Source organism: Ralstonia nicotianae (assembly GCF_018243235.1).
GTDB lineage: Bacteria > Pseudomonadota > Gammaproteobacteria > Burkholderiales > Burkholderiaceae > Ralstonia > Ralstonia nicotianae.
This window is the reverse complement of sequence record NZ_CP046674.1, coordinates 1,580,438-1,592,921: the sequence shown is the minus strand read 5'-3', so window position 1 is coordinate 1,592,921 and position 12,484 is coordinate 1,580,438. Positions and strand designations below refer to the sequence as shown.

Annotated in this window: 10 protein-coding genes; 3 read left to right on the top strand and 7 right to left on the bottom strand. The window is 67.4% G+C overall.

Features of this window, described 5'->3' with window-relative positions; translation table 11 throughout:
• Positions 1-72: 72 nt before the first annotated feature.
• From carB to gloB, 6 genes are all read right to left on the bottom strand, one after another.
• Positions 73-3,318, bottom strand: coding sequence for a carbamoyl-phosphate synthase large subunit (gene carB / locus GO999_RS07375; RefSeq protein WP_016721715.1), 3,246 nt, complete (start codon positions 3,316-3,318; stop codon positions 73-75).
• 16 nt (positions 3,319-3,334) lie between these two features.
• A complete protein-coding gene (leuE, locus tag GO999_RS07370) occupies positions 3,335-4,009 on the bottom strand; it encodes a leucine efflux protein LeuE (protein ID WP_020832195.1) in 675 nt (224 codons plus the stop codon).
• A 22-nt stretch (positions 4,010-4,031) separates the two neighbouring features.
• Positions 4,032-5,168 (bottom strand): glutamine-hydrolyzing carbamoyl-phosphate synthase small subunit, encoded by a 1,137-nt coding sequence (carA, locus tag GO999_RS07365; protein ID WP_011001466.1) that lies wholly within the window; start codon positions 5,166-5,168, stop codon positions 4,032-4,034.
• Between the two features lie 335 nt (positions 5,169-5,503).
• Positions 5,504-7,402 carry a propionate--CoA ligase gene (prpE, locus tag GO999_RS07360; protein ID WP_016721712.1) on the bottom strand — a complete coding sequence of 633 codons (1,899 nt, stop codon included), beginning with the start codon at positions 7,400-7,402 and terminating at the stop codon, positions 5,504-5,506.
• Positions 7,403-7,554: 152 nt separating this feature from the next.
• Positions 7,555-9,087, bottom strand: a complete 1,533-nt coding sequence (locus tag GO999_RS07355; protein WP_016721711.1) for a transglycosylase SLT domain-containing protein — start codon at positions 9,085-9,087, stop codon at positions 7,555-7,557.
• 138 nt (positions 9,088-9,225) lie between these two features.
• A complete protein-coding gene (gene gloB / locus GO999_RS07350; RefSeq protein ID WP_211906705.1) occupies positions 9,226-10,053 on the bottom strand; it encodes a hydroxyacylglutathione hydrolase in 828 nt (275 codons plus the stop codon).
• Between gloB and GO999_RS07345 the strand changes: the two genes are divergently transcribed.
• The 3 genes from GO999_RS07345 (at position 10,052) to GO999_RS07335 (ending at position 12,053) form a co-directional block, all read left to right on the top strand.
• Entirely contained in the window at positions 10,052-10,942 is an 891-nt protein-coding gene (locus GO999_RS07345) for a class I SAM-dependent methyltransferase (RefSeq protein WP_019718664.1), read from the top strand. The two genes, gloB and GO999_RS07345, sit on opposite strands and share 2 nt — an antisense overlap.
• A gap of 43 nt (positions 10,943-10,985) precedes the next feature.
• On the top strand, positions 10,986-11,441 hold the full coding sequence (gene rnhA / locus GO999_RS07340; protein ID WP_011001460.1) for a ribonuclease HI: 456 nt from the start codon (positions 10,986-10,988) through the stop codon (positions 11,439-11,441).
• Between the two features lie 333 nt (positions 11,442-11,774).
• Entirely contained in the window at positions 11,775-12,053 is a 279-nt protein-coding gene (locus GO999_RS07335; RefSeq protein WP_011001459.1) for a DUF1488 family protein, read from the top strand.
• Positions 12,054-12,111: 58 nt separating this feature from the next.
• On the opposite strand, the gene GO999_RS07330 is transcribed toward GO999_RS07335, so the two are convergent.
• Complete coding sequence (locus GO999_RS07330; protein WP_011001458.1) at positions 12,112-12,480, bottom strand: TraR/DksA family transcriptional regulator; 369 nt, start codon at positions 12,478-12,480, stop codon at positions 12,112-12,114.
• Between the last annotated feature and the right edge of the window lie 4 nt (positions 12,481-12,484).

Below are 12,484 nucleotides of genomic sequence, written 5' to 3'. Positions count from 1 at the left end.
CAGGCGGCAACTGCCGCCACCGGGGCCTCGCCGTGCGACGCTTTGCCGCGCCGCACGGACCTGGCGAACGCCTTACAGGCTGGCGTGCAGGCCCTGGAGATCGTAGACGTCCAGGTTCTGCAGGTGCTTCAGGCCCTCCACCGCGGCACGGGCGCCGGCGATGGTGGTGTAGTAGGTCACGCGGTTGGCCAGCGCGGCGGTCCGGATGGAACGCGAGTCGGCGATGGCCGCGCGCGTCTCGTCGACGGTGGTGAACACGAGCGCCAGCTCACCGTTCTTGATCATGTCGACGATGTGCGGACGGCCGTCCTTCACCTTGTTGACCACGCGCACCGGAATGCCGGCCGCCTCGATGGCCGACGCCGTACCGCGCGTGGCCACGATCGGGTAGCCGAGCGTGTGCAGCGTGCGGGCGACTTCGATGGCGCGCGGCTTGTCGCTGTCCTTGACCGTCATCAGTACGGTGCCCTTCTCGGGCAGACGCGAGCCGGCGGCAAGCTGGCTCTTGAACAGCGCTTCGCCGAAGGTGCGACCGACGCCCATCACTTCGCCGGTGGAGCGCATTTCCGGTCCGAGCACCGGGTCGACGCCCGGGAACTTGTTGAACGGGAACACCGCTTCCTTGACGCTGTAGTACGACGGCACGACCTCATCATGGATGCCCTGCTCGTCCAGCGACTGGCCGGCCATGCAGCGCGCCGCCACCTTGGCCAGCGAGATGCCGGTTGCCTTGGACACGTACGGCACCGTGCGCGAGGCGCGCGGATTCACTTCCAGCACGTAGACGATGTCCTCGCCGCCCTTCTGCTGGATGGCGAACTGCACGTTCATCAGGCCGATCACGTTCAGCGCGCGGGCCATCGCGGCGGTCTGGCGCTTGAGCTCGTCGACGGTGGCCTGCGACAGCGAATACGGCGGCAGCGAGCACGCCGAGTCGCCCGAGTGCACGCCGGCCTGCTCGATGTGCTCCATCACGCCGCCGATGAACACGCGCTTGCCGTCGGACAGGCAATCGACGTCGCATTCGATGGCGTCGTTCAGGAAGCGGTCGAGCAGCACCGGACTGTCGTTCGACACCTTCACAGCCTCGCGCATGTAGCGCTCGAGGTCGCGCGGTTCATGCACGATTTCCATGGCACGGCCGCCCAGCACGTACGACGGGCGCACCACCAGCGGGTAGCCGATCTCGTCGGCCAGCTTGAGGGCTTCGTCTTCGGCGCGCGCGGTGCGGTTGGGCGGCTGGCGCAGGCCCAGGTCGTGCAGCAGCTTCTGGAAGCGCTCGCGGTCTTCGGCCGCGTCGATCATGTCCGGCGTCGTGCCGATGATGGGCACGCCGTTGGCTTCCAGGTCGAGCGCGAGCTTCAGCGGGGTCTGGCCGCCGTACTGCACGATCACGCCAACCGGCTTTTCCTTGTCGACGATCTCGAGCACGTCTTCCAGCGTCACCGGCTCGAAGTACAGGCGGTCGGAGGTGTCGTAGTCGGTCGAGACGGTTTCCGGGTTGCAGTTGACCATGATGGTCTCGTACCCGTCTTCGCGCAGCGCCAGCGCGGCATGCACGCAGCAGTAGTCGAACTCGATACCCTGGCCGATCCGGTTCGGGCCACCGCCCAGCACCATGATCTTCTTGCGCTCGGTCGGGTCGGCTTCGCATTCGCCGTGCTCGGCCTCGTAGGTCGAGTACAGGTACGCCGTGTTGGTGGCGAACTCGGCCGCGCAGGTGTCGACGCGCTTGTAGACCGGGCGGACCTTCTCGGCGATGCGCTTCTCGCGCACGGCCTGGGCCGTGGTCTTCATCAGCTTGGCCAGGCGGCGGTCGGAGAAGCCCTTCTGCTTGAGCAGGCGCAGTTCGGCGGCCGACAGGCTATCGAGCGTGCGGGCCTTGACCAGCGCTTCGGTCCTGACGATGTCTTCGATCTGGGCGAGGAACCACGGATCGACGGCCGTCTCGGCATACACCTCGTCGATCGACAGGCCGAGGCGGAACGCATCGCCCAGGTACCAGATGCGGTCCGGGCCCGGCTCGCCGATCTCGGCGATGATCTCGTCGCGGTCGGAGGACTTTTCGTCCAGGCCATCCACGCCGACTTCCAGGCCGCGCAGCGCCTTCTGGAACGACTCCTGGAACGTGCGGCCCATCGCCATCACCTCGCCCACCGACTTCATCTGCGTGGTCAGGTGGCTGTCGGCCTGCGGGAATTTCTCGAAGGCGAAACGCGGCACCTTGGTGACCACGTAGTCGATCGAGGGCTCGAACGACGCCGGGGTCGCGCCGCCGGTGATCTCGTTCTTCAGTTCGTCCAGCGTGTAGCCGACCGCCAGCTTGGCGGCCACCTTGGCGATCGGGAAGCCGGTGGCCTTGGAGGCCAGCGCCGACGAGCGCGACACACGCGGGTTCATCTCGATCACGATCATCCGGCCGTCCTCCGGATTGATCGAGAACTGCACGTTCGAGCCGCCGGTATCCACACCGATCTCGCGCAGCACGGCCAGCGAGGCGTTGCGCAGGATCTGGTATTCCTTGTCGGTCAGCGTCTGCGCCGGCGCCACGGTGATGGAGTCGCCGGTGTGGATGCCCATCGGGTCCAGGTTCTCGATCGAGCAGACGATGATGCAGTTGTCCTTTTTGTCGCGGACCACCTCCATCTCGTATTCCTTCCAGCCGAGCAGCGATTCTTCGATCAGCAGCTCGTTGGTCGGGGAGAGATCCAGGCCGCGCTTGCAGATGTCCTCGAACTCTTCGCGGTTGTAGGCGATGCCGCCGCCCGTGCCGCCCAGCGTGAACGACGGACGGATCACGATCGGGTAGCCGCCGGAGCTGGTCTCGCGGGCGATCTGCGCCTGCACGGCCAGCGCCTCTTCCAGCGAATGCGCGATGCCCGACTTGGCCGAACCCAGGCCGATCTTGGTCATCGCTTCCTTGAACTTCTGGCGGTCTTCGGCCTTGTCGATGGCCTCGGGCGAGGCGCCGATCAGCTCGACGTTGTACTTCTCGAGCACGCCGTGGCGGTGCAGGTCCAGCGCGCAGTTCAGCGCGGTCTGGCCGCCCATGGTCGGCAGGATCGCGTCCGGACGCTCCTTGGCGATGATGCGCTCGACCACTTCCCAGGTGATCGGCTCGATGTAGGTCACATCGGCCGTGCTGGGGTCGGTCATGATGGTGGCCGGGTTGCTGTTGACCAGGACCACCTTGAAGCCTTCCTCGCGCAGCGCCTTGCAGGCCTGCGCGCCGGAGTAATCGAATTCACACGCCTGGCCGATGATGATCGGGCCCGCGCCGATGATCAGGATGGTTTTGATGTCTGTACGTTTTGGCATAACCCGCTCGATTCGATTAATTCAGTGTGGCCGTCGCCAGCTTGGCGGAAAAGCCGATAAACATGGCGCCGACACCGCTGCTCATGCCGGCAGCCAGGCGTCGTCGCGCGCGGAACGCCGCGGCCAGCCGCGCGCCCACGAAGATGATGGTGGTCAGATACAGGAAGCTGCCGATCTGGCAGACCAGCCCCAGCACGACGAACGACAGCGCCGGCAGCGCGAAGTGCGGATCGACGAACTGGATGAAGAACGAGATGAAGAACAGGATCGCCTTCGGGTTCAGCAGGCTGATGACCAGCGCCTTCTTGAACGGATGCGATTCGTCGCCCCGGGCCGCGTTCTGCTCGGCCGACCCGCCCGCCTTGCGCGCGCGCCAGTTGCGCACCGCACCGCGCAGCATCTGCAGGCCGATCCACGCCAGGTACGCCGCGCCGATGGACTTCACGACGTAGAACAGCACCGGACTCGCCTTGAGCAGCGACGACACGCCCGCCGCCGACAGCACCATCAGGATGGCATCGCCCAGGAACACGCCGCACGCGCCCTGGTAGCCTGCGCGCACACCGCGGCGGGCCGCCACCGACAGCACGTACATCGAGTTCGGCCCCGGCAGCAGCACGATGAAGATCGTGCCGAGCAGGAAGGTCCAGAACTCGATGATGCCGAAGTGGGCGAACATGAAGGCGTTCATGGCGATGCGCTCTCGTTTGCCGTTACTGCTTGCGCTCGGCCATCGCCGCGGTGAAGCGGTCGAACAGATAGCCGATGTCATGCGGGCCGGGCGAGGCTTCCGGGTGGCCCTGGAAGCAGAACGCCGGACGGTCGGTCAGCTCGAAGCCCTGCAGCGTGCCGTCGAACAGCGAGACGTGCGTCACGCGCGCGTTGGCCGGCAGCGATTCCGGATCGACCGCGAAGCCGTGGTTCTGCGAGGTGATGATCACACGGCCGTCCTGCAGGTCCTTGACCGGATGGTTGGCGCCGTGGTGGCCGGTCTTCATCTTCAGCGTCTTGCCGCCGACGGCCAGGCCCATGATCTGGTGGCCCAGGCAGATGCCGAAGGTCGGGATGCGGCGTTCGATGAAATCCTTGGTGGCGGCGATGGCGTAGTCGCACGGCTGCGGATCGCCGGGGCCGTTGGACAGGAACACGCCGTCCGGGTTGTAGGCGAGCGCGTCGGCGGCGCTGGTCTGCGCCGGCACCACCGTCACGCGGCAGCCGCGCTCGGCCAGCATGCGCAGGATGTTGTACTTGACGCCGAAGTCATAGGCGACCACGTGAAACTGCGGCTTGTCCTGCACGCCGTAGCCGCGGCCCAGCGCCCATTCGGTCTGGTTCCATTCGTACGGCTGGGTGACGGACACCACCTTGGCCAGGTCCATGCCCGACAGCCCCGGGAAGGAACGGGCCAGGTCGATGGCCTTCTGCGGGTTGTCTTCGCCGGCCAGCACGCAGCCGTTCTGGGCGCCCTTCTCGCGCAGGATGCGGGTGAGCTTGCGGGTATCGATGCCGGCGATGGCGACGACCTTCTCGCCCTTCAGGTAGTGCGACAGCGAGTGTTCCTGGCGGAAGTTCGACGCCAGGATCGGCAGGTCCTTGATGATGAGGCCGGCGGCATGGACTTTGGTGGCTTCGACGTCCTCACGGTTCACGCCGACGTTGCCGATATGCGGATACGTGAGCGTGACGATCTGGCGCGAATAGCTCGGATCGGTGAGGATTTCCTGGTAGCCGGTGATGGCGGTGTTGAACACCACTTCGCCGATCGTATGACCGGCGGCACCGATGGAATAGCCACGAAAGACCGTGCCGTCTGCAAGCGCGAGAATGGCGGGCGGGAAAGACGGCAACACGGGTAGCTCCTGCTGGGTTCACCCTGTGCCGACCTGTCAGACGCCGGGCCGCCGGGCGGAATTCCGGCAAGGCGGAATCCACACCGTTTGCGCGTCGTGGCTGGGAGGGGGAAACACACACCAAAAACGAGGCAGACGGGGCAGCAGGCGGAGGTAGGAAGCGGTAGGCGCTAGGGTGATGGGTTTCTAGACTCAAACCTGAAAATTATACCCCGCCACCGCAAAAAACTCAATAAAAGGAAGGACTTAACGGCAAAACCCTGCGGGTTCCGACTGCCGACTGCCCCTTGTCGGCTCGCCCGCGGATCGCCGCCGACACCCCGCTCCGGGAAGACTCACGCCTGCATCGCCTCGCGCACCTGGGCAAGCGCGGTCGGGTCCTCGATGGTGGTCAGGTCGCCGGGATCGCGCCCCTCGGCCACCGCCTGCATGGCCCGGCGCAGCAGCTTGCCCGAGCGCGTCTTCGGCAGCGCGTTGACGAAGAACACGCGCGACGGCCGCGCCACGGCGCCCAACTGCCCCTCCACCGTGCGCATCAGTTCGCCCTCCAGCGCCATGCGGCCAGCCGGCTCGGCAACGCGGGCCGCATCGCGCACGATGGCAAACCCCATCGCCACCTGCCCCTTCAGCGGATCGGCCACACCCACCACCGCCACCTCGGCGATCGCCGGATGCGACGACAGGCTCTCTTCGATCTCGCGCGTGCCCAGGCGATGGCCGGCCACGTTGATCACGTCATCGGTGCGGCCGAGGATGGTGATGTAGCCCGCTTCATCGCGCACGCCCCAGTCGAAGCTGGAATAGAGCGGGCGCCCGGGGAAGGCGGACCAGTACGTCTTGAGGAAGCGTGCATCGTCGCCCCACACGGTGCTCATGCAGCCCGGCGGCAGCGGCGCGGCGACGGCCAGCAGGCCCTTTTCGCCCGGCGCGCAGGGCTGGCCCGTCGCCTCGTCGAGGATGTCGAGCCGGTATCCGTAGACCGGGAAGCCGGGCGAGCCCAGCTTGGGCGTCGAGGGCGCCACGCCCTGCGGGATCGCCAGCATCGGCCAGCCGGTCTCTGTCTGCCAGTAGTTGTCGATGATGGGCTTGCCGAGCGCGTCGCCGATCCAGCGCGCGGTGGGCTCGTCGAGCGGCTCGCCGGCCAGGAACAGGCGCCGCAGGCTGGACAGGTCATGCCGCCGCAGCAGCGCCGGATCCTGCTTCTTCAGCACGCGGATGGCCGTGGGCGCGGTGAACATCACGTTGACGCGGTATTGCTCGACGATGCGCCACCAGATGGCGCCGTCGGGGCGGACCGGCGTGCCCTCGTACATCACGGTGGCAAGCCCCGCCAGCAGCGGCGCGTAGACGATGTAGCTGTGGCCGACCACCCAGCCGACGTCCGACGCGGTGAACATGGTGTCGCCCGCCTGCGCGCCGAAGATCAGCGGCATCGACGCGGCCAGCGCCACCGCGTAGCCGCCGGTGTCGCGCTGCACGCCCTTGGGCTTGCCGGTGGTGCCCGAGGTGTAGAGGATGTAGGACGGCTCGTTCGACTCCATCCATTCGCACGGCACGTCGGCGTGGGTGTGCTGCCGGGCCAGCGCGGCGTAGTCAATGTCGTGCGGCCGGTGCTGCATCGGGGCAAGTTTGCGGTCGACCAGCAGGACGTGCGCCGGCTTGTGCACGGCGAGGTCGATGGCGGCATCGAGCAGCGGCTTGTATTCGACCACCTTGCCGCCGCGCGAGCCGGCGTCGGCGCTGACGATGACGCGCGGAGTGGCGTCGTCGATGCGGGTGGCGAGGCTATTGGAGGCGAAGCCGCCGAACACCACCGAATGGATCGCGCCGATGCGCGCGCAGGCCAGCATGGCGAACGCCGCTTCCGGGATCATCGGGAGGTAGATCAGCACGCGATCGCCGCGCCTGACGCCCAGCGCTTGCAGGCACGCCGCCATGCGGTTGACCTCGCGATGCAGCGCTCGGTACGTGTAGGTCGTCTCGATGCCGGTCTCGGTGGAGACATACACCAGCGCGGCCTGCTCGCCGCGCGTGGCGAGATGGCGGTCGACGGCGTTGTGGCACAGGTTGGTGCGCCCGCCGACGAACCAGCGCGCGAACGGCAGCCGCGCATCGTCGAGCACGGCGGCGTAGGGCGTCTGCCAGTCGATGCGCTGCGCCTGCTCGCCCCAGAAGGCGGCGGGATCGTCGATGGAACGCTGGTACAGCGCGCGATAGGCGTCGGACATGGGCATGGCGTTGTCTCCTGGCCGGCCCGCGGCGGCGGCGGCGCGGGCTCTGCTTCTGTGTGCGATGTGCGCCTACTGTGCGGGCGCCGGCTTACGCAAGACTGACCGCTGCCCAAAAACAAAACGGCGCCCCGCGGGACGCCGTTGCGTTGCCAGCCTCAGCGCTTCCTGCGCTTGGCCGACGCGCTTGCCACGGGCTTGGCCCTGGCCACCGGCTTGCCGGCCACCTTCGCCACCGGCACCCGCACCGCCGATGCCACGGGACGCGACATCGCCGAGACCCGCACCGCGCGCACCTGAGCGCCCGAGCGCGCCTGCGGCAGCATCAGGACCACGTTGCGCCCCTTCGGGATCGCGTCTCCGGACAGCTGGTTCCACGCGCGCAGCTGCGCCACCGACACGCCATAGCGGTGCGACAGGCCCGCCAGCGTATCCCGCCTGCCGGCGCGCACCACCACGCGGCGCAGGTCGGGCACGTCGGGCTCGACCGTCATGGTGGCGTTCTCGGCCAGCTCGGGGCTGATGTCGGGGGCGTCCTCCTTGGCATCCTCGGCGCGCGGCACCACCACGGTGGAGCCGGCCTTCAGGCGCATGCCCTTGGGAATGCGGTTGATCTCGCGGATGGTGTCCGGATCGACCTTGAGCCGCGCGGCCAGCGCCTCGACGCGCTCGCGGTTGCCGACCGTAACGGCAGTCCAGCTCGACAGCCCGCCACGATAGGTGTTGAGGTTGTACTGGAATGTCTCGGCGTTGTCGTACGGCAGCAGGATCTGCGGGTTGGACGCGCCCAGGATGACCGGCCGGTTGAACGACGGATTCAGCGCCTTGAACTCGTCGATCGGCAGGTTGGCCAGCCGCGCCGCCAGCGTCACGTCGATATCGCGCGAGGTGGTGACGGTGACGAAGTACGGGTGGTTGGGGATGTCCGGCAACGTGATGCCATAGCGCTCCGGGCTGGTGATGATGTTCTTGATCGCCTGGAGCTTGGGCACGTACATGCGCGTCTCGGCGGGCATGTTCAGGTTGAGGTAGTCGGCCGACAGCCCGGCCGCCTGGTTGCGCGCGATCGCCCGCGCCACCGCGCCCTCGCCCCAGTTGTAGGCGGCCAGCGCCAGTTGCCAGTCGCCGAACTGGTCGTGCAGCTTGGACAGGTAGTCCAGCGCGGCATCGGTCGAGGCCAGCACGTCGCGGCGCTCGTCCTGGAAAACGTTTTGCCGGAGGTTGTAGGTCTTGCCGGTGCTCGGGATGAACTGCCACATACCGGCCGCCTTGGCGCTGGAGACCGCCTGCGGGTTGAACGCGCTCTCCACGAACGGCAGCAGGGCCAGTTCGGTGGGCATGTTGCGCCGTTCGAGTTCCTCGACGATGTGATACAGGTAGCGGTTGGAGCGGTCCACCATGCGGCGGAACGCCTCGGGGCGCTGGGCATACCAGTCGGCGCGGTCGTCCACGGCCGAACTCTGCAGGTCGGGCATGGAGAAACCTTGGCGGATGCGCGCCCACAGGTCCTTGGCCGGCCCCTTGAGGGAGGCCACGGGCTGCTGATCGACATTAACGACCGGCGCATCTTTGCCGGACGTGGAGGAAACGGCGCTTGTGCTGGCGGTGTCGGCATTCGGAGCGGGGCCCGTGGCACAGGCTGCCAGAAGCAGACTGAACACAGATGCCGCGAGAAGTCGCACGGATCGCATCAAGTTCTGAGGGGTTGGTACCAAAAATTGCCCCCGATGGTATGGAAGGCATTCCGCCGCGTCAACCCGCTTTCACCCGGCATGGGACCGTTCACGCCGAGAAAAAGCGTCGCCTAGCGCACCTTTTGGCGCGCCGGCTCAGCGAAATCCGTTTTTCCATTCGCGCAGCGCCGCGAAAACGGCCACCGGATCGTCGGCTCCGATACCGGCATGCTGCGCCACCGAGGCCACCACGGCGGGCTCGTTCGATCGCATGAAGGGATTGGTCGCGCGCTCGTGGCCGACCGTGGTCGGCACGGTCGCGCGCCCGTCGGTGCGCAGGGAGGCGACTTCGTCTTCCCATGCCGCCAGCGCGGCGTTGCCCGGTTCGACCACGCGCGCGAAACGCACATTCGCGGCGGTGTATTCGTGTGCGCAGTACACGCGCGTGTCGGGCGGCAGCGCGGCCAGCTTGGACAGCGACAGCCGCATCTGCGCGGGCGTGCCCTCGAACAGGCGGCCGCAGCCGGTGGCGAACAGCGTATCGCCGCAGAACAGGCTGGCGGGCGCATCCGGCCCCTGCAGGCGGCCGACATAGGCGACATGGCCACGCGTATGGCCGGGCACATCGAGCACGTGGAAGGTGGCGACGGGATGCGAGAGGGTCACGGTATCGCCCTCGCGCACAGCCTGCGTGCGGCAGGGAATCGACTCGTCCGCCGGGCCGATCACCGGCAACGGCACGCCGGACGGGTCGCGCGGATAAGCCTCGACCAGCGCCTGCACGCCGCCGACGTGATCGCCGTGATGATGTGTGATTACAATGGCACCGAGTGCCAGACCGCGCGCCTGCAGGAAGCGGAGCACCGGTTGCGCGTCGCCGGGATCGACCACGGCGGCTACGCGGCCATCGTGAAGTGCCCAAATATAATTGTCGGTAAACGCAGCGATCGCCTCCACGGCAAGCGGCACACCACCCTGGACCATGCCCGACTCCTCTTCCGATCGTCGCATTATAGATTGGCATCACTGGCTTGCTTCGCCGCCCGGGCAATACGTCCTGCGTTGGGAACAGGCCCAATTCGACCGCACCGTCGCCGACATGTTCGGCTTCCACGCACTGCAGCTCGGTCACCCGGGCTTCGGCGCGCTGCGGGAAAACCGCATCCCCCTGATCGCCCGTGTGATCGACGATATCGATCCCGGTGCGCCGATCGACACACTCGACCCGGCAGACCCCGATCCGCCCGGCGAGGCCGATGCCGAGCCCGTCGTGCCGCAGCGCCAGGCCACGCCTCGCGTGATCTGCCGCTACGACGAGCTGCCGTTCGCCTCGCAGAGCATCGACCTGGTCGCCCTGCCCCACGTGCTGGAGTTCACCGACGACCCGCACGAAGTGCTGCGCGAGGTGGCGCGCGTGCTGATGCCCGAGGGCCGGCTCGTCATCACGGGCTTCAACCCGCTGAGCCTGTGGGGCATGCGCCAGGGCATGCGGCGGCTGGGAACGGAATCATTCCTGCCGGCGCAGAGCCAGATGATTGCCTTCACGCGGCTCAAGGACTGGCTCAAGCTGCTCGGATTTGATATCGTGCGCGGCCGCTTCGGCTGCTACTGCCCGCCCAACCGCACCGACAAATGGCTGCAGCGCACGGCCTTCATGGAGAAGGCCGGCGACCGCTGGTGGCCGATCTTCGGCGCGGTCTACATGCTGCAGGCGGTCAAGCGCGTGCGCAGCGTCCGGCTGGTCGGACCGGCATGGAAGACGCGCAAGTCGCCGACGCTGGTGCCGGCCGGCACGCCGGTGGCCACGCCGTCGGGCTCGCACACCACCAAGACACCGCCCGTCGCCGCGCGCGACGGCAAGTCCGGCGCCTGAGCCGGGCCCGCGGTATCCCCCTCACCTATCACCGATCGTTTTCATGCAGGAAGTCACCGTCTATTCCGATGGCGCATGCAAGGGCAACCCGGGCCTCGGCGGCTGGGGCACCGTGCTGGTCTCGGGCGGCCACGAAAAAGAGCTGTTCGGCGGCGAGGCCGTCACCACAAACAACCGCATGGAGCTGATGGCCGTCATCGAAGCCTTCCGCGCGCTCAAGCGTCCGTGCCGGGTCAAGGTCTATACCGATTCGCAATACGTGCAGAAAGGCATCAGCGAATGGCTGGCGGGCTGGAAAGCACGCGGCTGGAAGACCGCCGACAAGAAGCCCGTGAAGAACGACGACCTGTGGCGCACGCTCGATGAACTGGTGGTCACGCACGAGGTGAGCTGGCACTGGGTCAAGGGCCACGCGGGCCACCCCGGCAACGAGCGCGCCGATGCGCTGGCCAACAAGGGGGTGGAGATAGCGCGCCAGGCCATTCAGGCCGGCGCCTGACACGCGACTGCAGTCGCCCCTCGGTCACCGCCCGAGAGATCCCGCGATCACCGGCCGTGCCCACACGGCGGCGGCGCTTCGTTCTCGGACAGCCTCGCGCGCAGCGGCCGTTCTCGCAGGGTTGCGTCGACCTGGCTTTCGCCGATGCAGGCGTCGAGGCAAACATCGGCGCCATGCCGCCGCGCTGACACCGCGCGCACGACGCGACGGATACCTGCCCCGGCAGACTTGAGCACCGTCAATGCTCCGCATGCGTCTCCATTGCATTCAGGATGCGACGCAATACACTGGATGCAAGCGGCACGGCGTGCCGCGTTTTGACAAGGGGCGTCCATGAAATCGATCGAGTTTCCTCCAGGGCGGCCACAGTACAGCGCCACGAACCTCACGCTCACGTGCGTGGCGAACGTCGACGGTTCGCCTGCCTGCTATGCCGTGACGGCGGAGGCACTGGAAGACCACTTCGGCGCACGCTCGTACCTGCAGGAAGACCTCCTGCTGGCGCTGGAGACGCACCGCGATGCCATTGAAGACATGGCGCGCGCGCTCTTCAAGCTGACCGACTCTCACAACATCGTCCTGCGCAGCGGGCATTTCCGCTTCGGCATGTAGGCCGGGCCACGCTGCGGGCCACGCTGCGCGCCGCCCCGTCGCGCCGCTGCCCGGCACCTCACGCCCACCTGCGCTCGCGCTTGCGCTGGCAGGCCACGCAGCATTGCGCTGTCGGCTGCGCCTGCAGTCTCAAGAAAGGAATCGCCTCGCCACAATCGACGCACAGGCCATAGCGGCCGTCGGCGAGCCGTTCGCGCGCCACGACAATCTGCGCCAGCTCGGTGCGATAGTGGTTGCGCATCATGTCGGCGGCCCGCTCCGAGGCCTCCAGGTCGGCCAGGTCGACTTCTTCGTAAGGCTCCACGGCAGGCTCGGCATCGGCGGGCGACACCGACTCCAGCTCGGTGAGCTGTCGGTGCAGGCGCGCCTCCTGCTCGTCCAGCAGCGCGATCAGTTGATGCTGCTGTGCTTCGGTCAACTGGGCCATGGCC

Excerpts from the sequence above, each read along its gene's own strand:
- GO999_RS07335 (WP_011001459.1), top strand. The coding sequence starts at position 11,775 with ATGAAATCGATCGAGTTTCCTCCAGGGCGGCCACAGTACAGCGCCACG.
- GO999_RS07345 (WP_019718664.1), top strand. The coding sequence starts at position 10,052 with ATGCCCGACTCCTCTTCCGATCGTCGCATTATAGATTGGCATCACTGG.
- carB (WP_016721715.1), bottom strand. The coding sequence starts at position 3,318 with ATGCCAAAACGTACAGACATCAAAACCATCCTGATCATCGGCGCGGGC.
- leuE (WP_020832195.1), bottom strand. The coding sequence starts at position 4,009 with ATGAACGCCTTCATGTTCGCCCACTTCGGCATCATCGAGTTCTGGACC.
- GO999_RS07355 (WP_016721711.1), bottom strand. The coding sequence starts at position 9,087 with ATGCGATCCGTGCGACTTCTCGCGGCATCTGTGTTCAGTCTGCTTCTG.
- rnhA (WP_011001460.1), top strand. The coding sequence starts at position 10,986 with ATGCAGGAAGTCACCGTCTATTCCGATGGCGCATGCAAGGGCAACCCG.
- gloB (WP_211906705.1), bottom strand. The coding sequence starts at position 10,053 with ATGGTCCAGGGTGGTGTGCCGCTTGCCGTGGAGGCGATCGCTGCGTTT.
- GO999_RS07330 (WP_011001458.1), bottom strand. The coding sequence starts at position 12,480 with ATGGCCCAGTTGACCGAAGCACAGCAGCATCAACTGATCGCGCTGCTG.
- prpE (WP_016721712.1), bottom strand. The coding sequence starts at position 7,402 with ATGCCCATGTCCGACGCCTATCGCGCGCTGTACCAGCGTTCCATCGAC.